Below are 20,996 nucleotides of genomic sequence, written 5' to 3'. Positions count from 1 at the left end.
TTCGTGTCACTTGCGACTGACATCGCGATAGTCGAGCTGCCGATGGAATTCGTAGGCGTAGCCTTCGATCGACGAGGCCATGACCGCGTCCTGGTTCGGCTGCCACAGCGGGATCTGCGGCATCTCGCTGAAATGGATCGCGTTGAGCTTGCGGCCGTCCTCCTCGTACTTGGCTTTGTCCGGCTCGAAGCGGGCCTCCTGCGCAATCGTGGCCAGCTCGGGATTGTTGATCGAGCTGTAATTCCAGCGCTGATTGCCGGTGTAGAAGTTGCGGTAGAAATAGTCGGTCGACGGAAGCCAGGCCACGATGCCCTCGGTGAAGAAGGGCAGCTTCTTCTCGTTGATCTGCGTCGACATCTGCGCGTCCGGCAGTTTCTGGATGTCGACCTTGATCCCGATCTTGCCGAGCGACTCCTTGACCAGCGCGGCCATCGGCTCCGCGGTCGAAGCCTGACCGACATTGAAGCTGAAGGTGGTCGAGAAGCCCTCTGGCAGCCCGGCGGCCTTGAGATATTCCCGTGCCTTGTCGAGGTCGATCTTCACCGGCGCCTGGAACGGATAGACGCCGCTCGCCGGCTTGCCATCCGGCCAGGTCGCGCCGAACAGCGGCGCGCCGCGGCCGAACAGAGCGGCCTTGAACATGTCGTCATAGGGCAGCGCGAAGGCGATGGCGCGGCGGACGTTGGCGTTGTCGAACGGTGGAATCTGGTTGTTCATCGAGACGAAGGTGATCGCATTGTATTGCGGCGTCGAGATCACCTTGAGCTTGCCCTTGGCTTCGAGCGACTGCACGTCGCTGGCCTGGAGATCGAGCACGAGATCGGCGTCGCCGCGTTCGACCAGGTTGGCGCGGGTCGCCGGCTCCGGCACGGACTGCACGATCACGCGCTTGAAGAACGCCGGCTTGTCGGGCGAGCCGCGGTTCCAGGCCTCGTTGCGCTTGAGGATGACCTGCTCACCCGGCTTGAAAGTCTCGACCACATAGGCGCCGCTGCCGGCGGTGTTCTCCTTGAGCCATGCGGTGGCCCAGGGATCATCCGCGGTCGCGTGCTCCTTCGCGACCTTCGCGTTGATGATCAGCGGGTAAACTGTCGCGAGATTGGGCAGCGCCAGCTTGTCGGGTTTTGGCAGCGTCACCTCGATGGTGAGGGGATCGATCACCTTGAACTGGTCGGCCGACGTCAGCGACCCCGTTAGGAGCTGCGCCTTGCCGAGGATCGGCGCGGTGACGCAGCGATCGAGCGACCATTTCACGTCCTCGGCCGTCACCGGCGAGCCGTCCTGGAATTTTGCGTCCTTGCGCAGGCGGAACGTGAGCTTCAGCCCGTCGGGGCTGACGTCGTAGGATTCGGCGAGCTCGCCGGTGATCTTGTCGAGATCGAACACCCATTTGCCGTTGAGCTGCTTGCGGCCGAACGCCACCAGCCGGTCATAGGTGCTCATGCTCAGCGCGAAGGACTCGCGGGTCGAGCCGGGAATGTTGGGATCGAGCGTGTTGACGGATGCCCCGGTGACATAGCGCAGCGTTTCCGCCCTGGTTTGCGCCTGCGCGGGCGCGTTGGCGATAAGCAGAAGCGCGACGGTGGAGAGCACGCAGGACGCCGGCCTGAAAGACACAAAACGCATTCGTTTTTCCTTGAATTTCGACAAGAACGGCAGCAAGGCAGGTTAAGAAACAAGCAAGTTGCGCGCCAATTCCAAAGAGGCGCTTCGCCACGGCGGAGCATAGATAATCACGTGGATTCCCCCAATTTTTGCACCGCTCGCGTCACCACGGCCTGCGGCAGATCATAGGCGCTGAGCGAAGCCCAGTGCTGCTCGACATCGGCGCGGAACAGGCCCCGCGTCAGGCCATTGACCAGCTTCGGCACAGCGGTGGTCATCGCGTTGATCGACGATCCCGACGGACCGAAGCTCATGGTGGACGCGATGGCGAAGAGGTGGATGTCGGAGATCCACGGCGTTTGGCCCGGTTCGCGTTCGGTGAAGGCGTAGTCGTCGGCGAGATAGGGGAAGCGGCCGAGCCGCGCGTTGCGCTCGGTCTCCGGCGGCTGGTAGCGGTCGGACCAGGTCGCGATATTGCCGGCAAATCGGCTGAGTTCGCCGCGGTCGGCAAAATTCATGTCGATGCCGGTGCCGCAGATGACGAAATCTGCTGTCACGGCGCCGCGTGGCGTCTGCAATTCAACACCGTGTTCGGTCTGCCGGGCTGTCTCGACTGGCGCGCCCTCAAGCAACGTGAAATTGGCATGGCGCGCGCAGCGGTCGTAAGTTGGCTGCGGAAATCCCTCGCGCATTTCCAGGATCGTGCGCATGAAGCGCCAGCGCCAGGCGTCATCGAGATCGCTGAGATGACGCAGGAAGCCGCGAAAGGTCAGCCAGCGATAGGGCTGGACCACCTGGACCTGGGCGCGGCGGCAAAGCAGGTGCACGTCCGTAGCGCCTGCCTCCAGGGCGGTTGCCGCATTGTCGAACGCGGATGCGCCGGCGCCGATCACGGCGACGCGCTTGCCGCAAAGACTGTCGAAATCGATGTCGTCCGCAACGGTTGCGACCGAACTTGATGGCAGATGGCGGAGCGGTTCCGGGGTCATCCAGTCGCCCATCCCCTCCTGCCCTGTCGCCAGCACGATCTTGCGCGCATAGAGCGTCTCGACGCCATCGGCCCGTTTCACGTGTGCGGCAAGCAGGCCATCAGAGGCTCGGGCGATCTCCAGAAGCTCACAGCCATTGCGCACCGGCAAACCGATCGTGCGCCGCAGCCAGAGCAAGTACTGCGCCCAATGCCCGCGCGGGATCAGATCGAGTGTCTGCCAGCTTTCCGTGCCGAAGCGGGCTTCGTGCCAGGACTGATACGTCAGGCTCGGGATATCGAGGTCCGGGCCGGTGTAATCCTTGGGGCTGCGCAGCGTCGGCATGCGGGCATAGGTGAGCCACGGGCCCTCCATCCCCTCCTCGGCCTTGTCGAGCAGCAGGATGTTGCTGACGCGGGAGCGCATCAGGCCGAAGCCGATGGCGATGCCGGATTGGCCGGCGCCGACGACGAGAACATCGAGCGCCGGCTTGCCGTCCGGTCCCGCCTTCGGTTCGAGCCAGACGGCGCCCGGATGCGCGATCCTGGCGAGATCGGCGCGAACGTTTGCCTCAAGCTCTGTCAGCATATCGCTCATGCCGCGAGCCAACCGCCGTCGACCACCATCACGGTGCCGGTCGTGAACGAGGACGCATCGCTGGCGAGATGCAGCGCGGTCTGCGCGATCTCCTCCGCCTGGCCGAACCGCTTCATGGCATGGCGGTTGCGCGAGGCTTCGCGCACCTCGTCCGGATTAGCGTGACGGGCAAAGCTGCGGCGCAGCATCGGCGTATCGATCGCACCCGGCGCAATCGCGTTGACGCGAATGCCGTCGGTAGCGAAATCCACCGCCATCGTCCGCGTCAGGCTGACGATCGCACCCTTGGCGGCAATGTAGGCGCTGTTGCCCTTGCCGCCGGCCAAGGCAAGCTGTGACGCCAGCGTGATGATCGAGCCGCTCTTCCGCTGCTGCATCTGGGGCACGGCGGCCCGCGCCCAGAGCCAGGTGCCGCCGACATTGGTGCGAAACACCGCGTCCCAGTCTTCTGGACTCGTGGTCAGCACTGTGCCGCCGCAGGAGAAACCTGCCGCCGTCATCAGGATATCGAGCCGGCCATGCCGCGCCACGACGTCGTCCACGACAGTCTCGACGAAACCGGCATCGCCGACGTCGCCGACATGGGTCGTTGCCTCGCCCACCAGGCTCAGCGTTTCCTGAAGCCCCGCGGCATCGCGATCGACGAGCGCAAGACGCGCACCCTCGTCCGCGAACAGCTTTGCGCTGGCGCGGCCGATGCCCGAGCCCGCTCCGGTAATGATGGCCGTGCGTCCCTGCAGCCGCATGTCAGATCGCCTCCTTGTGCTGCATCCACCAGGCGCTCATCGCAGCCGCGGACTCGGCGCAGCCGAACCGTGCCCCCCAGCCGAATTCGTCCGCCATGCGGCTCACCGCGAGCGGCGCGCGGGCCGGCCCATGCAACTTGATGACCGTCGTCTCGCCGGGCGCCGCGAGCCGGCACTTCAGGCCGGGATGCAACGCCGCAAAGGCCTCGCCCCATTGCAACGCCGGCCAGGCTGCACCGCACGAGATGTTGTAGAGCCGATAGCGCGGTCGTTCGGCTTCAATCAGCGCCGCCACCGCTTCGGCTGCGTCCGGTGCGTAGATCCAGTCTCTCAGCCCCACATCAGGCATGATCGCCGGCTCGCCGCGCGCGAACGCGGCCAGGATCTGATACTGAAGGCTCGGCGTGTCGCGCACTGAGCCGGGCCGCTCCCACGGACCGAACACGGCGCTTAAGCGCACGCTCAGGAAGTCGCCGCCAAAGAGCTCGGCATGGCGGGCGACCGACCGTTCCGAGGTGAACTTGCTGATGGCATAAAACGAAACGGGATCGCAGGGCGTGTCCTCGTCCAGAATCTCGACCCGCGCGCCTGTGGCGCCGTAGGCCGATGCCGACGACAGATTGACGACGCGGCGAACACCATGGCGGATCGCCGCGAGCAGGATCGGGATCTGCGCCATCACGTTGATCTCGAGAACGCGCGCGGTCGACGCCCGCTCGAGTTCGTCGCCGGCCGTGATGGCCGCGCCCAGCACGATCGCATCGCAGCCCGCGGCAAGGAGAGCGTCAATGCCTTCCGCATCGGTGATGTCGCCCTGCACGGCTTTGAGCCGTGCGCCGTAGTCAGCAAGAGATCGCCACGCGGACGGCGGCAACTCTGCGCGGTCATACAGCGTCACGTCATGCCCACGCGCCAGCAGCACCTCCGCGAGATTGAGGCCGACAAAGCCCGTGCCGCCGAAGATGACGATTTTCATCGCGCGCGATCCGCCGTCACAGCAGTTTTGCCCCGAAATTCCGTTCCGGATCCATGTCGGCCACGAGCCGGCCCGTCGGCTGTGCGGCCGCGCCGCCACTCCGCGCCAGGAATTGGCCGCTGCCGGCGCTGGCGAGACATTTGTCGCCGTCGATGATCACGCGGCCGCGCGAGAGCACCGACACCGGCCACCCTTTCAGCTTGCGACCCGCAAACGGCGTGTAACCAGCAAGATCGTGCATCATCTCATCTGCGATCGTGGTCTCGCGATTGGGATCCCAGATCGCGATATCGGCATCCGCGCCGACCGCGATCGAGCCCTTGCGCGGATGCAGATTGTAGATTTTTGCGGGTGCCGTCGCGGTCAGCTCGACGAACTTTTCAAGGCCGAGCCGTCCTTTCGACACCATCGCGTCGAACAGCAGCGGCAGCCGCAGCTCCAGTCCCGGCAGGCCGTTCGCGACCTGCTTGAAGTTCGGATTGGGGCCAGCGCGCAGCTTGCCGGTCTCGTCGTAACGATACGGCGCGTGGTCCGATGAGATGGTCTGGAGATCGCCGAGCGACAGCGCCTGCCACAAGGCCTCCTGGTCCGAATGCGTGCGCGGCGGCGGACTGCACATCCACTTGGCCCCTTCCGCGCCGGGCTTGTCGAGATCATCAGCCGTGAGGAACAAATATTGCGGACAGGTCTCGGCAAACACCTTGAGCCCCTGCCCGCGCGAATCGCGGATGACCTTGGCGCCTTCGGCGGTCGAGACATGGAAGATCATGATGGGCTGATCGATCAGCGCCGCCATGCCGATCAGCCGGGTGAAGGCTTCCGCCTCCGAGACGCGCGCGTGGCTGATGGCGTGGTATTTCGGCATCGTGTAGCCGCGCGCGAGCAGCCGCTTGACCATCCAGGCGATGATGCCGTGATTTTCGGCATGGGCGCACAACATCGCGCCGGACTGGCGTGCGGCGAAGAGAATGTCGAGCAGCGGCTCGTCATCGACCTTGAGCCGGTCGTAAGTCATGAAGATCTTGATCGAGGCGTGCCCCTGCTTCACCAGCGCCGGAATGTGCTCCTCGACCGTCTCCTTGGTCGCGTCTGCGATGATCATGTGAAAGGCGTAGTCGATCACGGCGCCCTTTTTCGCCAGCACGTGATAGTCCTCCACCACCTGCGGCAACTTCATGCCGACATGCTGGGCCGCGAACGGGATCACCGTGGTGGTGCCGCCGAAAGCGGCAGAGACGGTCGCGCTCTCAAAGGTGTCGGCGTTCATGATGCCGGCCGCGGACAATTGCTCGATATGCGCGTGACTGTCGACGCCGCCGGGCAGCACCAGCTTGCCGCGCGCGTCGATCTCGCGCTTGGCGGGCGGAAGCCCGCGGCCGATGGCTGCGATGGTCTCGCCGGAGATGGCGACATCGGCTTCGAACACATCGGTCGTGGTCGCGATGCGGCCGCCGCGGATGATCAGGTCGTAAGTGGGTTCAGTCATGAGGCACTCCATGATAGGCTTGCGGCACGTGATCGCAATTTCGTGGAAAGACCATCATGCCCCGGCCGCGCATTCTCGTCATCAATCCGAACTCCAACCCCGCGGTCACGCAAGGGCTGGAGGAAGCTCTGAAGCCGCTCGGTTTCGAGGGCGGGCCGGAGCTGGTCTGCCAGACGCTGGCCGAGGGTCCGTTCGGCATCGAAAGCCAGGCCGATGTCGATGACGTCGCGATGCCGCTTCGCCAGCTGGTCGAAGGTGACAACAACTCGGCCGCTTTCGTCATCGCCTGTTACAGCGATCCCGGGCTCCAGGTTTGCCGTGAGGGCACCGACCGGCCCGTATTCGGTATCGCCGAGTGCGGCGTGCTGACGGCGCTGGCCCGAGCCGAAACCTTCGGCGTGATCGCGATTGCGCAGCGCTCGATCCCGCGTCACATGCGCTATCTCCGGCAGATGGGATTGACCGACCGCCTCGCCGGCGAGCGGCCGCTCAACATGAGCGTTGCGGAGACCGCCTCGGGTGAAGGCACGCTCGCCAAGACGATCGAAATCGGCCGCGCGCTGCGCGACGAGGACGGCGCCCGCGCCATTGTGATGGGCTGCGCCGGCATGGCGCGCCACCGCCGCCCGCTGGAAGACGCGCTTCGTATTCCCGTGATCGACCCGACACAGGCGGCCGTCACCATGGCGCTGGGTACGGTGCAGTTCTCGGCTCACTAGGCGTCCTTCAGCTCTTTGGCGTCCTGCCGCGCGAGCCATTGCGCATGGCTCTCGCGCGCGAGTGAAAACGTATCACGCTGCGTGGTGTAGAGGTTGCCGAACATGCGGCCGATCGGCCGGTAGGCAGCGAGATCAACATACATGTTGGCCGCGTCCACGAGGCCCTCACGGGCATGAATCCTGAGTACCTCGCCGACCAGCAACTCGCGGTCGGGCGAGAAGGTCAACACGACATGACGCCGGCATTCGAGCGCAAAGGGCGCGGCGGCGAGGCGCGGCACCTTCACGTCGACTGAGGCAAGCGTGGCAAGACCGGTGGCCGCGACCTCGCTGTCGCCGGAGGGGAAATCGACCGCGCAATCGTTCATCGCTCCCGACAGCGCCTCGTCCACCATGTGAACGACGAACTCACCATCGCGATGGATGTTGCGGGTGGTGTCCTTCGGGCTGTGATCCGGCTTGTGCTGTAGCCCGAGCACGATCAGCGCCGGACTCTCCGAGAAGACGTTGAAGAAGCTGAAGGGTGCGGCGTTGACCGCGCCGTTCTCGTCCAGCGTCGTGACCAGCGCGATCGGCCGCGGCACGATCACGCCGCAGAGCAGCTTGTAGCGGTCGCGCGGGTCCAATTCACGCAGAGATATGCCTTTGTCCGCCATCTGCGTCACTTCTCCGGCGGCGGCACCGCACCGGTGCGGCTGGTGATCAGGCCGTAATGCTCGATGCGGCGATGCCGGGCGAAATCGAAGATCGTGGTCTTGCCAAAAGTGGTGGCGTCGAGGTCGCAATCATGAACCAGAACCTCGTCGTCGTCCGTCTTGGCTTCGGCAACGATCTCGCCATTGGGATCGACGATCAGGCTGCCGCCGAACAGCGGATGCCCGTCCTCGACGCCCGCCTTGGCCACCGCGACCACCCAGGTCGCGTTCTGGTAGGCGCCGGCCTGCACGGAGAGACGATTGTGGAACAGGCGCTTTTCGACGCCCTCCTCGCTCTTCTCGGCATTTACCGATGGGGTGTTATAGCCGATCAGCACCATCTCGACGCCCTGCAGACCCATGACGCGATAGGTCTCGGGCCAGCGCCGGTCGTTGCAGATCGCCATCCCGATGATGCCGCCGAGCTCACGCCAGACGTTGAAGCCGAGATCGCCCGGCTCGAAATAGCGCTTCTCCAGATGCTGATGCGAGCGCTTGGTGTCATACTCGACATGGCCCGGCAAATGGACCTTGCGATATTTGCCGACGATCTTGCCGGACTTGTCGGTCAGGATCGCGGTGTTGAAGTGATGGCCGTCGGGCGTCAGCTCGGCATAGCCGAAATTCATTGCCATCTGATGCTGCGCCGCCCGCTCGAACAGCGGCTTGGTCGCAGCACCCGGCATTTCGCGCTCGAACCAGCTGTCGAACTCGGCCCGGTCCTCCACGTACCAGCGCGGGAAGAACGTCGTCAGCGCCAGCTCCGGATAGACGATCAAATCGGCGCCCTTGGCCTTGGCTTCGTCCATCAGCGCGATCATGCGCTTGACCACGGCCTCGCGGCTGTCGGCTTTCTGGATCGGGCCCATCTGGGCGGCGGCGACGTTGACGATACGCATCAGCGAGTTCCTGATTTTTTGGCAGATTTCTTGGCGAGGCTGGGGGATCGCAGCTTCAAGACGGTGTCGGCGCGCGCAGCATAACGCGATCTTGCGCCGGTTTTCCAGCCAAGCACTTTTCATGCCGTCCGTCCCCATTCGGCGTCCTGCAAAACCCGCCAGTTGATCTTGTTGCTCGCGGTCCGCGGCAGCTCGTCGACAAAGACGATGGCGCGTGGCGCCTTGTAGCTGGCCATCGCGCCGCGCGCCCAGCTCACGACGTCGTCCGGCGACGTGGTGGCGCGCGCCGCCTCGTCGAGTACGATCAGCGCCTTGACGGTCTCGCCGCGATAATCATCGGGCGCCGAGACGATACAGCACTCCCGGATAGCACGGTGCCGGTACATCGCGGCCTCCACCTCGGCGGGCCAGACCTTGAAGCCGCTGACATTGATCATCCGCTTCAGGCGGTCGACCGCGAAGAAGTAGCCGTCGGCATCGCGATAGCCGAGATCGCCCGTGCGCAGGAACCGTTTGCCGGAAAGCTCGATGAACGATTCAGCGTTAGCCTCGGGCCTGTTCCTATAGCCTTGCAGCACCTGCGGCCCATGCACGACGATCTCGCCGACGACCGGCAATTCTCGCTCGCGGCCGTCCGGTGCCCGCGTTAGCGGGGTACGACGGCCGTCGCTTCGATCTCGAGGCGTGCGGAAGGCTCGACGAGACGCACGACTTGAACAAGCGCCATGCTGGGGTAGTGGGCGCCGATGACGTCACGATAGATCTTGCCGAGCGCCTTGAGGTTGGAGACGTATTCGTCCATGTCCACGACATACCAGGTCAGGCGCACGAGGTGATCCGGACGCGCGCCGCCTTCGGCCAGGATCGCGACGATGTTTTCAAGCGTCTGCCGGACCTGCGCAGCAAACCCATCGGCAAATCGGCCTGCAACGTCCCAACCGACGACACCGCCGGTCACAACCAGGCGTCCCTCTGCCATGATGCCGTTGGCATACCCTTTCGGCTGCGGCCAGCCGCTGGGCTGAAGCACCTGCAAACCACTGGTCGCGACAGTGGCTACGGATTCTGGCCTTCTGATCGTACTCATGCGGAATTCTCTATCCCCTCAGCGCGGCTTCAAGAGCTCGCGCGCGACAATCAGCTTCTGGACCTCGGTCGCACCCTCGTAGATGCGTAGCGCGCGAATCTCGCGGTAGAGGCTTTCGACAATTTCTCCCTTGCGCACGCCGCGGCCACCGAACATCTGCACTGCGCGGTCGATGACGCGCTGCGCGGTCTCGGTGGCCGTCAGCTTTGCCATCGCTGCCTCGCGGGTGGTCGGCAGCTTCTGGACGTCGCGGCGCCAGGCCGCACGATAGGTCAGGAGCGCGGCGGCATCGGTGTCGGTCGCCATGTCGCCGAGCGCGGCCTGGGTCAATTGGAGATCTCCGAGCGTCGCGCCGAACATGTGACGGCTGCGCGCGTGTGACAGCGCCTCATCGAGCGCACGCCGCGCGAAACCGAGGGCTGCGGCGGCGACCGAGGCGCGGAAAATGTCGAGCGTCTGCATGGCGAGCTTGAAGCCGCCCCCCGGCGCGCCAAGGCGGCGGGCCGCCGGGATTCGGCAGTTCGCAAAGCGCAGCGTTGCCAGCGGATGCGGGGCGATCACGTCTATGCGGTCCGCAATACCGAAGCCGGGATCATCCGGAAACACCACGAAAGCCGAGATGCCGCGAGCACCCGGCGCCTCCCCGGTGCGCGCGAACAACGTATAGACATCGGCAATGCCACCATTCGAGATCCACGTCTTCTCGCCGTCGACGATATAGTCGTTGCCATCGGCGCGCGCGGTACAGGACATCGCGGCGACGTCCGACCCGGCCTCCTTCTCCGACAGTGCAAACGCCGAGAGCCATTCGCCCGACCGGACTTTTGGCAGCACGGCCTTGCGCAACTCGGCGGAGCCGCCGAGCGCAATCGCGCCGGAGCCGAGCCCCTGCATCGCGAAAGCAAAATCGGCGAGCCCGTCGGCATAAGCGAGCGACTCGCGCGACAGGCAGATCGAACGCGAGTCGATCGTCGTAGCGTCACCATCGGGGGCCGCGACCGCGCAGTCGAGCAGCCCCGCCTCTCCCATTCCACGCACGAGCTTGCGACAGGCGCCGTCAACGTCGCTGTGGTCGATCCTGTCGATGGCTCCCGACTGGACAAATCGATCGAGTGCCCCGGCGACCGCCTGGTGACGCGGTTCGAAGAACGGCCAGTCCAGCCACTCTCGTCTGATGACCTTGGCAACTGAACTCATCTGTCACCTCCTCCGTTCACTGCGCGACTGCTGCTGCGACAGCACGCGCCAGATTGGTTTCGTACTGTCCCTTGGCGGACAGATATTGCTTCGGCCAATTGATCGAGCTGCCATACGAATTATTTTAAGCATAAAATATTTCGTGCTGAACGCTGATTGTCAAGGCACTTCTCGGCAGGCCGCACAGATGGTTCGCTTCTGCGGCTCCGGTTCGGCCCAAGACTACAAATCCGATACGCGACAGAGCCGATCCGGCAGCGCCGGGCCGAGCCTTGAATTTACTTTTGGCACGAACTATCTTGATTGCGATCGACGGAAGCCGCCGGCTTTCAACGGGCCAAGAGCCACCGGGAGATCTGATTTGGCAGTCGCAAGGGAGTCCCCGCCTGTTTCGACCAGGAATGGGACCGATCAGGAGGCCGAGTACAGGGCTCAAACACGGCTTTGGCTGCGGCTCCTGGCCTGCACGACCCTGATCGAGGGGGAGCTGCGGCGCCGGTTTCGCGAGGAATTCGATTTCACCATGCCTCGCTTCGACGTTCTTGCTCAGCTCGACCGCGAGCCGAGCGGATTGGTGCTGGGTGAATTGCCTAAGCGCCTGATGGTCTCCGCCGGGAACTTGACGCCGATCGTCGACCGCTTGGTCGAGGATGGCTACATCACCCGCACGCCTTCAAACCTGGATCGGCGCGTGCAGATCGTGTGCATGACGGTCGAAGGCCGGAAAGCCTTCCGGCGCATGGCCAAGAGCCACGGTTCGTGGCTCGCCGAGCTCTTGGCTGGATTCCCGGCCGACAGGCTCGATGGGTTGACCGGCGAGCTCGACGAACTCAAGGGCGCCGTCAGGGACGCAATGCTGAAGTCGTGAGTCAACGCCACCGCTAGCGCCGCACCCGGATGCCGGCCGCCTCGCGGTCCCATGTATCAGAGGTCACGCCCGCGTCGCGCAGTACGCCCTTCTTGATCTTGCCGTTTTCCGTCAGCGGCATCTCTCTCACGATGCGCACGTAGCGAGGAATGGCGAAATAAGCGATCTGCCCTTCGCAGTGTCTGATGACGTCGACGGGCTGCAGCGATTGACCCGGCTCGAGCAGGATCGCGGCTGCGACCTCGTCCTCCCCCAATTCGGACGGCAGCGGGTAAATGGCGCAAGTCGCGACAGCAGGATGGGATTGGATCGTCTGTTCAACCTCCCACGAGGACACGTTCTCGCCGCGCCTGCGGATCGAATCCTTCATGCGATCGATGAAGCGATAATGCCCATCGGAGTCGCGGACGACGCGATCACCGGAATGGAACCAGAGGTTTCGCCACGCCTCGACCGTCTTCTCAGGCATGCCGAAATAGCCGCTGGCGAACGCAAAAGGCTCCCGGGCGCGCAGGATGAGCTCGCCGGCCTGTCCGGCAGGCAACTCTGAATCGTTCTCATCGACAATCCGCGCTTCAACGCCATCAGCCAGAAAGCCCATCGTCCCGGGACGATCCGAGGGGATCGATCCGGCGAACACGAAATTGGTCTCCGTCGAGCCATACCCGTCGACCAGAGGCACGCCAAACCGTTCGAAGAACGGCCGGTGGATTTGCGGCGGCACGCCACCGCCGAGCGCGACGCGGATGCGATGTCCCCGATCGTCTTCGCTCTTGGGCTGCGCCAGAAGCATCGACGCCATCGCACCGAGCAGGTAGCCGACGGTCGCGTTATGTCGTCGTGCGGTCGCCCAAAAACCGGACGCCGAGAATTTGGGTTCGAGCACGTAGGTGCATCCGTTCAGGATCGCCTGATAGAACGCATTCAGCGCATTGGTATGGAACAGCGGCAGCGTCGTGAACAGCACGTCACCCTCTCGGATACCTAGCGCCCGCGCCGAATAGATGCCCCACCAGAACAATTGCGCCTGCGGACAGCAGACGCCCTTTGCCGGCCCCGTAGTGCCCGACGTATAGAGAATGGCGACGGTATCGCCGGGATGCACCGCGCCCGCAGGGACGCCGTCGCCAAGAGCAGGCAATGGCACCGGCGATATCCTCGTCTCGGCGATAGCACCGATCGTCCATGTCCGGAACGGAAGCTCGACGTCGGGGTCGACGGTCTCAATCGCAGCGAGAAACTGCGCCTCGATAACGAGCAACGCGGGCTGAGAGTTGCGGAAGATATGGGAGAGCTGGAAGCCGCGCAGTGCGGTATTGATCGGCACCACGATCGCACCGAGCCAGGCACAACCGAGATAGACCTGGAGGAACTCCGGCCGGTTCGAGCACATCAGCGCGACCCGGTCGCCGGGCTTGATTCCGGCGTCGACGAGCGTCTTGGCAGATGCCGCAGCGATCGCCGCGGTCTGCGAATAGGTCCAGCGGGTGTCTCCGGCGACTAGCAAGACACGATCGCCGTAGTGTTCCGCCTGCCGAGTCAGGATGGTAGAGAGGATGCGATCCGGCGGCGGAAACAACTCAACCGCGCGCGCCCAGGCCGGCTTCGCATCCCCCTGCCCGACGGTATTGCTGGCATTTGCCTGCACATGAATCTCCGTCAAATCCTGCTCAGGGCAGCAGCTTGTATTTGCCGTCCTCGATCTGAACCAGAACGCGCGAGCGTTCATCGACGCCGTGCCGATCCGCAGGCGTATAACTGTAGACGCCCTGCGTCCCGACCACGTCCTTGGTCGTGAACAGCGCCTGGCGCAGCGCGGTGCGGAACTCCGGCGAACCCGGCTTCGCGCCTGTCGCCATCGCGCGCTTGGCCGCATCGACGAACACCAGCCAGCCGTCGAAGGAATAGGACGAGAACGAGTCCGTCGGCGCCTCGCCGTTGGCCTTCTCGAAGGCCGCGCGGAAAGCCAGGGCTACCTTCTGGATTGGGTTGCTCGCCGGAAGCTGCTCGGCCGCAGTTACCGGTCCGGTCGGGCAGATGATGCCGTTGGCGGCTTTGCCGGCGAGGCGCAGGAAGTCGGCGCTGATGAGTCCGTGGTTGCCGTAGAGCGGCCCCTTATATCCGCGCTCGGACAAGGCGATCACCGGCAACGCGCCTGGCGTTCCGGTACCACCGAGCATGATGGCGTCGGGCCGAGCCGCCAGGGCGCGCAGCACCTGGGCCGTCACCGAGGAATCCGATCTGGCATATCGCTCATTGGCGATGACCTTGATATCGGCCGCCTTGGCGCTTTGCGAGAGCGAGTCGTACATGAGGTCGCCAAATGCATCCGAGAATCCAATGAACGCGACGGTCTTCAACCCGCGCGCCTTCATGTGATCGACGATGCCCTGGACGAGCAGCGGCGTCGGTTGCGGCGTCTGCACGACCCAGGGCCCGCCATCACCTGATGGCACCGGCGCGATCGGCGACACGGCGATCATCGGAATCTTCATCTCGATCGCGGCCGTTGCCATCGCCAGCGTCTGCGGCGCGCCCGATGTGCCGATGAGAATATCGACCTTCTCTTGTTCGACGAGCTTGCGCGCGTTACGCGTTGAGGCCGTCGGGTCCGAGCCGTCATCGAGCTGAATGACGCGCACCTTCTCGCCGCCGACCTCATCGACATAGGACTCACCCGCCGCGATTCCCTTTGCGTTTGGGATCCCGATCGACGAAACCGGCCCGCTGAGGCCGGTGACGAAGCCGACGAGGATGTCCGCCTGTGCGACCTGCGGAAGTACGACAAGTAAAGCGGCCGAGGCGAGCAGATTTTTCGTTGAGATCATGGCACCTGTCTTTCGTGGCTTGCGTTTCTTCTGTCCGGCGAGCGCCCCCGTTGGCTTCTTCAGCTCGACGAAACCAGCGCGATCACACGCAGCGGACTGCCGGAGCCGTTCTGGATCTTCAGCGGCGAGGCCACGATGACAGCGCCGGTAGCGGGAAGCTGATCGAGGTTGCAAAGACATTGGAGACCGTAGCGGCCGGCGCCATGCAGGAAGTGATGCGCCGGATAAGGCGGCTCGAAATGTCCGGCCTGCCCCGCGTCAGTGCCGATGGTCTCGGTGCCGAACCCGATGATGCCGCGCTCCTCGACCAGCCACTTCATGACGGCCACGTTCGGACCCGGCGTGTGCGCGCCGTCGTCCCGCAGATTGGAGTAGTCGCGCCAGCCCTTCTTCGACCAGTCGGTCCGCAGCAGAACCCAGTGACGCTCGGGGATCTGTCCGTGCTGCGCCTCCCAGGCCTCGACGATCGGCACCGTGAGCAGAAAATCCGGATCCTGCGCCGCCTGCGCGGAGCAGTCGATGACGCAGGCCGGTGCGATCATGTCCTTCGCCGGCATCGTGTCGACGGCATTGTTCGGCAGATTCTTGCCGGTGAACCAGTGAATCGGCGCATCAAAATGCGTGCCGGTGTGTTCGCCAAACGTGACATTATTCCAGTACCACGCCGGGCCGCGACCATCGTATCGCGAGATTTCCTGGATGCGGACCGGCGCTGCCTGCCCGAATTCCGGCGGCAGCACGATGACCGGGAAATCCGGACTGAGCGTGAAAGTCAGATCGACGACGCGCACCGCGCCGGAAGAGATCGCAGCGGCCAGTCCCAGGAGATTCTTGCTTTGCATTGTCACGTCCTCCGGCTTGGTTGAAATCTCTCTCACCTGTCGAGCTCGCGCTCGAGCGCTTTCGGATTGGCCGCGAGACGTTGCCGGATCTCTTCAGCGACGTCCCCGACATACATTTCTTCGAGCCCGTTCCTGAGCCCCGACACGATCGCCTGCGCCACTGCGCGCGGCGCGACCTTGGGCGGCGGCACCGTCTGGAACCACTCGCTGTCAACCGGCCCCGTGAACAGGTTCATGACCTTGACGCCACCGGGCCTGAGCTCCGCCCGAAGACAGTGCGACAGCGATAGACAAGCCGCTTGCGAGGCCGAATAGGCGCCGAAGGTCGGCCAGTTCGCCAGCGCGTAGACCGAAAGGATGTTGACCCAGGCCACACTGTTGTTGATGCCGTCGGCACCGCGCATCCGCATGGCGGGCCCGAAGGCCTGCGCGAGATTGATGAAGCCGAAATAAGCCTGGTCGACTTCGTCCCGCGCAATGCTCGTGCCCCGGCGATCCAGCAAGCCGCCCGCTCGAATATATTCAGTCGTGTTGACGAGGATGTCGACCTTGCCGCCGATATCGGCCGCGAGATCCGTCGCCGACTTTTCATCGGCTGCGTCAAGGGACACGACTTCGACCCCCTCCTGCCCGCGCAACAGCTTCTCGCCGGCAAACGGCCGCCACGGTTCGGCGACGCCGACGAACACCGTCTTGGCACCTGCCGCCTTCAGCGCGGCGACGGCCTCTTGGCCGACCACGCTCCGACCATTGCTCACGAGCACTCGCCGGAATTTCGGATCGGCCGTCATTTCCCGCCACTGCCTGTCATCTGCCATGTTGGGAGTCTCCCCCTCGGGTCGGGCAAAGGCCACCGCCTGGCCGCTCTTGTCGAGCTGAAACGACATGCGGACAGGCGCGCCCTCGATACAGTCGGCATGGAGATGCGTCACGATGGTCGGGCCGCAGTCCATCTTGACGAGACCGATACGCCAAGGCGCTCGCTCGCGGAAATACACATCGCTCGGCACACGCGCTGCCGTCTCGGCAAGTAAAATGCCGCGGCGCGGCGCATCGACAAAGGCGAGCCCCGCCGACAGGCAGGAGGGGCAGGCCTCGCGCGCCGGATAGGCGAAAGTGCCGCAAGCTTCACAGCGCTGGAGCATGAAGCGTCCTTCGGCAGCCGCGCGCGTCAGCCCGTGCGATTGCCTGCTGCGCGGTCTGGGTGGCGACGCCGGCAGCCGAGTCCGCAACAGCGGGTTCTTGCGCCGGGGCGGCTCAATCGGATCGATCATCGCGAAGGCCCTGCAAAGATCACGGCGCCGGAGGCTAGACCGCGATCATAGTTGATCATGCCAAAGCCCGACGCCAGAGCAAGATTTGCATCCTTCACCTGCGTGGGGCCGGCGGTTCCTAGGACCTGCCGCAATCCTTCGACGAGGCCAAGATAGGCGCCGGCGGCGCCGGCCTGCCCGGCCGAAAGCTGCCCGCCTGACGTGTTGTGCGGAAAGTCACCGTCGATCGTGAGGTCATGCTGGCGCACGAAGGCTGCACCCTCACCCTTGTTGCAGAAGCCGAGATCCTCGAACTGCATCATCGTGATGACGGGATAGTCGTCATAGGTCTGGACGACGTCGAGATCGTCAGGTTTCACGCCAGCCATGGCGTAGAGCTCGCTGATGTCCATTGCCCAGCCGCCGCGCACCTGCATCGGATCGTCGGCGAAGGCATTGTGGCGCTCGATCGTCGAGAGCAGTCGCGCTGCCGGCAAACCCAGCGACGCGGCGGTCTCGTCGCGCATCACGAGGAAGGCTTCGGCGCCGGCACAGGGCATCACGCAATCGAAGAGATGAATGGGATCGGAAATGGGGCGCGCCGCCAGATATTGCTCGATCGTCAGTGGCGTCTTCATCAGCGCGTGGGGATTGCGCAAAGCGTTGGCGCGCTGGGCAACCGCAATCCTGCCGACGTCCTCGCGCGTGACATCGAAAGTCCGCATGTAGTTGCGCGCGATGAGTGCGAAGCTCGAATTGGCGCCGCCCGCGCCATACGGATAGACCGCATCCTGGTTGAAGCGTGAGAAATTCTCGAGTGTCAGGCGGAAGGAATCGACGTGGTTGGTATCTGCGGCCATGCACGCCACGATGTCGGCGTCACCGGCCTGCACGGCACGCGCCGCCTTCCGCACGGCCGCAATGGCGCTGGCCCCGCCGAGCGGGATGGTGTCCAGCCATCGCACACAGAGCCCGAAATGCTGCGTAAGACCGATCCCGCTGTCGGTCCCCATAGTGAAGCTCGAGACGCAGAGACCGTCGATATCGGAGGCCTTGATGCCGGCCTGCGCAACGAGCGCGCTCAGCGCGCGGCCGATCCACCACTGCGCGCTTTCAATGGAATAGCGCAGATAGGGAATCGTGACGGGCGCGGCCATCACGATGCCGTCGTATGGTGTGCGCAGGGAAGTCTTCACCGATCGCCTGCCTTGCCTGCTTGCCTCAGATCACTGTCAGTTTGACGTCAAGATTGCCGCGCGTTGCGTTCGAATAGGGGCAACGCTCGTGCGCGCCTGCGACGACCGCTTCGGCTACCGATTTCTCGACGCCGGGCAGACTGACCTTCAATTCGACGGCAAGCGCATAACCGACGGGAACTGGTCCCATCGCTACCTTGGCGGTCACGGAAGGCTCCGCCGACAGCACGATCTTCTGCGTGCGCGCCACGAGTTTGACCGCGCCGAGGAAGCACGCGGCATAGCCGGCAGCAAAGAGCTGCTCCGGGTTGGTACCCTCGCCACCAGGGCCGCCGAGCGACTTCGGCAACGACAGCGACACCGACAGCAGGCCGTCGGCGCTCGCGGCCTTGCCGTCCCGGCCTCCGGTGGCGGTGACCTCTGTCTCGTAGAGAATTTTCTCGGGCGTCATCATGTCTTGCTCTCCAGAACTGGTCGCCGGCGCTAGCGCTTGTTGCGGGCCAGCAGTGCGCGGAAATCCTCGCGAGCCACTGCGCTCGCACGCTTGAAGCTCGGCCCGCGGCTCGGCTCGGTGCCATTGAGCCGCCTCAGCTGCACCCACATCTCCGCGCTCTTCAGCGCCACCGCCGCGCAATTGACGACGGGCGCGTGTCCGATCTTCAGGCCGTGCTCGCGTCCGATCAGAAGGCCCGGCAACACGCCGGCGGGGATTACGACATCGGCGCCGCGCTCCACGAGCGGAAGGGCGCAGGCAACGAAATCCTCGATCATGCGGGCGTGCGCAGCTTGATCGCCGCCAAACGCACTGGCGTAATCTTCGGGCTTGCAACCGAGACCGGTGACATGCGCGACGCGATCACCGAGGCCGTAGCGCTCGGCCTGCTCATAATGCCAGACCTCGAAGACCGGATCGAGCGTCACCAGGCCAAGACGCCGGCCGAGCTGCGATGCCGCAAGCAGCGTCGCCTCGCCGGTCCCGATCACGGGAATGTCGAGCGCCGAGCGGAGCTCGTAGAGACCGGGGTCCTGGAAATGCCCCATCACGAAGGCGTCGAATCCGCCCACCTCGGCCGCGATGCCGTTGTCGATCGCCTGAACCGCGCAGCGCAGTTCGGCGAGCCGACCGAACTCCCGGTCCGGCGGCGACATCCCCTCGACATGAACCGTCGTGCCGGGCGCTGCGATGTTGTTGAGATACTCCGACAGCAGCGCCATGTAGGGCGCGTTCACGCTCGCATCAACGAAGCTCTGCCAGAAGATGCGCATCGTCCTTCTCCGGTCATGGGGAGGATCGGTCGTCGGCTGCCGATGGATATATTTCAACCATAAACTAATTGGCGCGTCAAATACGCGCCGCACCCGCGGAACGCGCTTCCCCCGCATGGTGGCGCGAGCGCCTTATCGTAGCGCAACGAGGAACGGAAAACGGGCACGCCCGGCGAAATTGTATGCAAGGACATTTTTTCTGACAGCCCCGTGACACGTGTTGACGGCTCCACTGAAAATACTTTAGGCTTTAAGTAATAAGCCGCCGACGAGCCACCGGTGGCCAAGACAATGATGTTGCAGGGCACCGATTTTGAGAAACTCGATCGCGTGGACAGTCGTCGGGCTTGGAGAGCCGGCAGCAGCATCGCCGGTCGCGCATCGCGACCGCGGCAACCACCCTTCATCGCTTCGCGCGACATCCGCCCGTTTCCACCGATGGGCCCGCGACTTGAGCGGCATGCCTCGCCATGGCTGCTGACGCCCGGCCGAGCGAACTCTCTTTGGTCGCGCCCGACATTCGGCGCCGCAGCAATGCTTTCCATCGGTTCGACAATTCGGTTTTCCTGATCCGCTTCCACGCCTTCAGACCCAGCATCAACGGAGGAGAGAGCAAATGCGCAGGACTCTGAGTTTACTCGCACTTGTCGCCAGCGCCTTCGCAGCCCCGGCTGCGCAGGCCGAGATCACCATCGGCTTCGTCACGTCGCTGAGCGGCAACGGCTCGTCGATCGGCATCCCCTACGGGCGGGGCATCAACGCCGCTTATGAATACAAGAAGACAATCAACGGCGAGACCGTCCGCCTGATCCAGCTCGACGACGGCTCCGACCCGTCGGCTGCAACCCGCAATGCGCGCAAGCTGGTGGAAGAAGAGAAGGTCGACCTCCTCATCGGCACGGCCACCGCGCCCTCGACCATCGCCATGGCGGCGGTGGCGAGCGAACTGAAGGTGCCGATGATCGCGGTCTCGCCGATCGGCAAGCTGCCGGAATCGCCGGAGCAGTGGGTCGTCTCGGTGCCGCAGCCGGCATCCCTCCTCGTCAAGATCGTTGCCGACCGCATGAAGCGCGATGGCAAGAAGAACATCGGTTACATCGGCTTCTCGGACGCATGGGGCGACCTCGTCTATAACGGCGCCAAGGCCGCCGAAGCCGCCGACGACATCAAGATCCAGACCAACGAACGTTATGCCCGTACCGACACGTCGGTGACCGCGCAGATCCTGAAAGTGCTTGCCGCACGGCCGGACGCCGTCCTGGACGGCGGCTCGGGGACGCAAGGTGCGCTGCCCCTCATCACCCTCTCCGAGCGCGGCTTCAAGGGCAACACTTACGGCACGGTGGCGCTGGTCAATCCGGACTTCGTCAATGTCGGCGGCAAGGCCGCTGAGGGCATTCAGGTCTCCGCCGGCCCCGTGATCGTCGCCGAGCAGCTTCCCGACGAGCACTTTGCCAAGAAGATCTCGCTGGACTTCCGCGCCGTCTACCAGAAGACCCACAACATTCCGACCACTGACGGCTTCTCCGCCTATTCCTTCGACGCCTGGCTGATCTTCGCCAACGCCGCCGAGCGCGCGCTCAAGACCGCAAAGCCCGGCACGGCCGAGTTCCGCGCGGCGCTGCGGGATGCCATCCTCAGCACCAAGGAGTTGCCAGGCGTCCATGCCGTCTACAACTTCAAACCGGGCTCCGTGACCGGCGTCGATGAGCGCTCGCTCGTCGTGGTTCGCCTCACCGGCGGCGCCTGGAAATACGCACCGTAGCCA

21 protein-coding genes are annotated in these 20,996 nt (G+C 64.4%); 3 read left to right on the top strand and 18 right to left on the bottom strand.

Annotated features, from left to right (window positions below):
* Positions 1 to 6: 6 nt before the first annotated feature.
* From ACP2YP_RS15715 to hydA, 5 genes are all read right to left on the bottom strand, one after another.
* Entirely contained in the window at positions 7 to 1,626 is a 1,620-nt protein-coding gene (locus tag ACP2YP_RS15715; protein ID WP_426425184.1) for an ABC transporter substrate-binding protein, read from the bottom strand.
* 107 nt (positions 1,627 to 1,733) lie between these two features.
* Positions 1,734 to 3,170 carry an NAD(P)-binding domain-containing protein gene (locus ACP2YP_RS15710; protein WP_426425183.1) on the bottom strand — a complete coding sequence of 479 codons (1,437 nt, stop codon included), beginning with the start codon at positions 3,168 to 3,170 and terminating at the stop codon, positions 1,734 to 1,736.
* Entirely contained in the window at positions 3,167 to 3,916 is a 750-nt protein-coding gene (locus ACP2YP_RS15705) for an SDR family oxidoreductase (RefSeq protein WP_426425182.1), read from the bottom strand. Before ACP2YP_RS15705 ends, ACP2YP_RS15710 begins: the two co-directional genes overlap by 4 nt.
* Before the next feature lies 1 nt (position 3,917).
* Entirely contained in the window at positions 3,918 to 4,892 is a 975-nt protein-coding gene (locus ACP2YP_RS15700) for an NAD-dependent epimerase/dehydratase family protein (protein ID WP_426425180.1), read from the bottom strand.
* A gap of 16 nt (positions 4,893 to 4,908) precedes the next feature.
* Positions 4,909 to 6,378: a dihydropyrimidinase gene (gene hydA, locus ACP2YP_RS15695; protein WP_426425178.1), complete on the bottom strand. Its 1,470-nt coding sequence runs from the start codon at positions 6,376 to 6,378 to the stop codon at positions 4,909 to 4,911.
* A 56-nt stretch (positions 6,379 to 6,434) separates the two neighbouring features.
* Here hydA and ACP2YP_RS15690 point away from each other — a divergent pair, with 56 nt between their 5' ends.
* Positions 6,435 to 7,097, top strand: a complete 663-nt coding sequence (locus ACP2YP_RS15690; RefSeq protein WP_426425176.1) for an aspartate/glutamate racemase family protein — start codon at positions 6,435 to 6,437, stop codon at positions 7,095 to 7,097.
* Here ACP2YP_RS15690 and ACP2YP_RS15685 read toward each other — a convergent pair.
* The 5 genes from ACP2YP_RS15685 to ACP2YP_RS15665 all read right to left on the bottom strand — a co-directional run bounded on the left by ACP2YP_RS15685 (position 7,094) and on the right by ACP2YP_RS15665 (position 10,975).
* A complete protein-coding gene (locus ACP2YP_RS15685; protein WP_426425175.1) occupies positions 7,094 to 7,753 on the bottom strand; it encodes a flavin reductase family protein in 660 nt (219 codons plus the stop codon). The two genes, ACP2YP_RS15690 and ACP2YP_RS15685, sit on opposite strands and share 4 nt — an antisense overlap.
* Positions 7,754 to 7,758: 5 nt before the next feature.
* Entirely contained in the window at positions 7,759 to 8,691 is a 933-nt protein-coding gene (locus ACP2YP_RS15680) for an N-carbamoyl-D-amino-acid hydrolase (RefSeq protein WP_426425174.1), read from the bottom strand.
* Positions 8,692 to 8,810: 119 nt separating this feature from the next.
* Positions 8,811 to 9,308, bottom strand: coding sequence for an AMP-binding enzyme (locus ACP2YP_RS15675; RefSeq protein WP_426425173.1), 498 nt, complete (start codon positions 9,306 to 9,308; stop codon positions 8,811 to 8,813).
* 29 nt (positions 9,309 to 9,337) lie between these two features.
* Positions 9,338 to 9,778 (bottom strand): RidA family protein, encoded by a 441-nt coding sequence (locus ACP2YP_RS15670; protein ID WP_426425172.1) that lies wholly within the window; start codon positions 9,776 to 9,778, stop codon positions 9,338 to 9,340.
* An 18-nt stretch (positions 9,779 to 9,796) separates the two neighbouring features.
* The gene (locus ACP2YP_RS15665) at positions 9,797 to 10,975 is read right to left on the bottom strand and encodes an acyl-CoA dehydrogenase family protein (RefSeq protein WP_426425170.1); all 1,179 of its coding nucleotides are present in this window, start codon (positions 10,973 to 10,975) and stop codon (positions 9,797 to 9,799) included.
* Between ACP2YP_RS15665 and ACP2YP_RS15660 the strand changes: the two genes are divergently transcribed.
* Positions 10,959 to 11,843, top strand: coding sequence for a MarR family winged helix-turn-helix transcriptional regulator (locus ACP2YP_RS15660; protein ID WP_426425169.1), 885 nt, complete (start codon positions 10,959 to 10,961; stop codon positions 11,841 to 11,843). The two genes, ACP2YP_RS15665 and ACP2YP_RS15660, sit on opposite strands and share 17 nt — an antisense overlap.
* Before the next feature lie 13 nt (positions 11,844 to 11,856).
* On the opposite strand, the gene ACP2YP_RS15655 is transcribed toward ACP2YP_RS15660, so the two are convergent.
* The 8 genes from ACP2YP_RS15655 to ACP2YP_RS15620 are packed head-to-tail and all read right to left on the bottom strand — an operon-like array spanning position 11,857 to position 19,809.
* Positions 11,857 to 13,506, bottom strand: coding sequence for an ATP-dependent acyl-CoA ligase (locus ACP2YP_RS15655; protein WP_426425168.1), 1,650 nt, complete (start codon positions 13,504 to 13,506; stop codon positions 11,857 to 11,859).
* A gap of 7 nt (positions 13,507 to 13,513) precedes the next feature.
* Positions 13,514 to 14,671, bottom strand: a complete 1,158-nt coding sequence (locus ACP2YP_RS15650) for an ABC transporter substrate-binding protein (RefSeq protein ID WP_426425167.1) — start codon at positions 14,669 to 14,671, stop codon at positions 13,514 to 13,516.
* Between the two features lie 59 nt (positions 14,672 to 14,730).
* Positions 14,731 to 15,513, bottom strand: coding sequence for a cyclase family protein (locus tag ACP2YP_RS15645; RefSeq protein ID WP_426425166.1), 783 nt, complete (start codon positions 15,511 to 15,513; stop codon positions 14,731 to 14,733).
* Positions 15,514 to 15,545: 32 nt separating this feature from the next.
* The gene (locus ACP2YP_RS15640) at positions 15,546 to 16,787 is read right to left on the bottom strand and encodes an SDR family NAD(P)-dependent oxidoreductase (RefSeq protein ID WP_426425165.1); all 1,242 of its coding nucleotides are present in this window, start codon (positions 16,785 to 16,787) and stop codon (positions 15,546 to 15,548) included.
* Positions 16,784 to 17,962, bottom strand: a complete 1,179-nt coding sequence (locus tag ACP2YP_RS15635; protein WP_426425163.1) for a thiolase family protein — start codon at positions 17,960 to 17,962, stop codon at positions 16,784 to 16,786. Before ACP2YP_RS15635 ends, ACP2YP_RS15640 begins: the two co-directional genes overlap by 4 nt.
* Before the next feature lie 25 nt (positions 17,963 to 17,987).
* A complete protein-coding gene (locus tag ACP2YP_RS15630) occupies positions 17,988 to 18,416 on the bottom strand; it encodes an organic hydroperoxide resistance protein (protein ID WP_426425162.1) in 429 nt (142 codons plus the stop codon).
* A 29-nt stretch (positions 18,417 to 18,445) separates the two neighbouring features.
* Positions 18,446 to 19,228 carry an aspartate/glutamate racemase family protein gene (locus ACP2YP_RS15625; protein WP_426425160.1) on the bottom strand — a complete coding sequence of 261 codons (783 nt, stop codon included), beginning with the start codon at positions 19,226 to 19,228 and terminating at the stop codon, positions 18,446 to 18,448.
* Between the two features lie 53 nt (positions 19,229 to 19,281).
* Complete coding sequence (locus ACP2YP_RS15620; RefSeq protein ID WP_426425159.1) at positions 19,282 to 19,809, bottom strand: hypothetical protein; 528 nt, start codon at positions 19,807 to 19,809, stop codon at positions 19,282 to 19,284.
* A 35-nt stretch (positions 19,810 to 19,844) separates the two neighbouring features.
* On the opposite strand from ACP2YP_RS15620, the gene ACP2YP_RS15615 reads away from it, so the two are divergent.
* Entirely contained in the window at positions 19,845 to 20,993 is a 1,149-nt protein-coding gene (locus ACP2YP_RS15615) for an ABC transporter substrate-binding protein (protein WP_426425158.1), read from the top strand.
* Positions 20,994 to 20,996: the final 3 nt, after the last annotated feature.

This window comes from Bradyrhizobium genosp. A, assembly GCF_049949275.1.
Lineage (GTDB): Bacteria > Pseudomonadota > Alphaproteobacteria > Rhizobiales > Xanthobacteraceae > Bradyrhizobium.
This window is presented reverse-complemented; position numbering and strand designations above follow the sequence as displayed.

What these genes read in the sequence shown, in the direction of transcription:
- ACP2YP_RS15640 (WP_426425165.1), bottom strand. Translation starts at nt 16,787, where the DNA reads ATGATCGATCCGATTGAGCCGCCCCGGCGCAAGAACCCGCTGTTGCGG.
- ACP2YP_RS15650 (WP_426425167.1), bottom strand. Translation starts at nt 14,671, where the DNA reads ATGATCTCAACGAAAAATCTGCTCGCCTCGGCCGCTTTACTTGTCGTA.
- ACP2YP_RS15615 (WP_426425158.1), top strand. Translation starts at nt 19,845, where the DNA reads ATGCGCAGGACTCTGAGTTTACTCGCACTTGTCGCCAGCGCCTTCGCA.
- ACP2YP_RS15680 (WP_426425174.1), bottom strand. Translation starts at nt 8,691, where the DNA reads ATGCGTATCGTCAACGTCGCCGCCGCCCAGATGGGCCCGATCCAGAAA.
- ACP2YP_RS15715 (WP_426425184.1), bottom strand. Translation starts at nt 1,626, where the DNA reads ATGCGTTTTGTGTCTTTCAGGCCGGCGTCCTGCGTGCTCTCCACCGTC.
- ACP2YP_RS15710 (WP_426425183.1), bottom strand. Translation starts at nt 3,170, where the DNA reads ATGAGCGATATGCTGACAGAGCTTGAGGCAAACGTTCGCGCCGATCTC.
- ACP2YP_RS15705 (WP_426425182.1), bottom strand. Translation starts at nt 3,916, where the DNA reads ATGCGGCTGCAGGGACGCACGGCCATCATTACCGGAGCGGGCTCGGGC.
- ACP2YP_RS15625 (WP_426425160.1), bottom strand. Translation starts at nt 19,228, where the DNA reads ATGCGCATCTTCTGGCAGAGCTTCGTTGATGCGAGCGTGAACGCGCCC.
- ACP2YP_RS15630 (WP_426425162.1), bottom strand. Translation starts at nt 18,416, where the DNA reads ATGATGACGCCCGAGAAAATTCTCTACGAGACAGAGGTCACCGCCACC.
- ACP2YP_RS15645 (WP_426425166.1), bottom strand. Translation starts at nt 15,513, where the DNA reads ATGCAAAGCAAGAATCTCCTGGGACTGGCCGCTGCGATCTCTTCCGGC.
- ACP2YP_RS15685 (WP_426425175.1), bottom strand. Translation starts at nt 7,753, where the DNA reads ATGGCGGACAAAGGCATATCTCTGCGTGAATTGGACCCGCGCGACCGC.
- hydA (WP_426425178.1), bottom strand. Translation starts at nt 6,378, where the DNA reads ATGACTGAACCCACTTACGACCTGATCATCCGCGGCGGCCGCATCGCG.
- ACP2YP_RS15690 (WP_426425176.1), top strand. Translation starts at nt 6,435, where the DNA reads ATGCCCCGGCCGCGCATTCTCGTCATCAATCCGAACTCCAACCCCGCG.
- ACP2YP_RS15665 (WP_426425170.1), bottom strand. Translation starts at nt 10,975, where the DNA reads ATGAGTTCAGTTGCCAAGGTCATCAGACGAGAGTGGCTGGACTGGCCG.
- ACP2YP_RS15670 (WP_426425172.1), bottom strand. Translation starts at nt 9,778, where the DNA reads ATGAGTACGATCAGAAGGCCAGAATCCGTAGCCACTGTCGCGACCAGT.
- ACP2YP_RS15700 (WP_426425180.1), bottom strand. Translation starts at nt 4,892, where the DNA reads ATGAAAATCGTCATCTTCGGCGGCACGGGCTTTGTCGGCCTCAATCTC.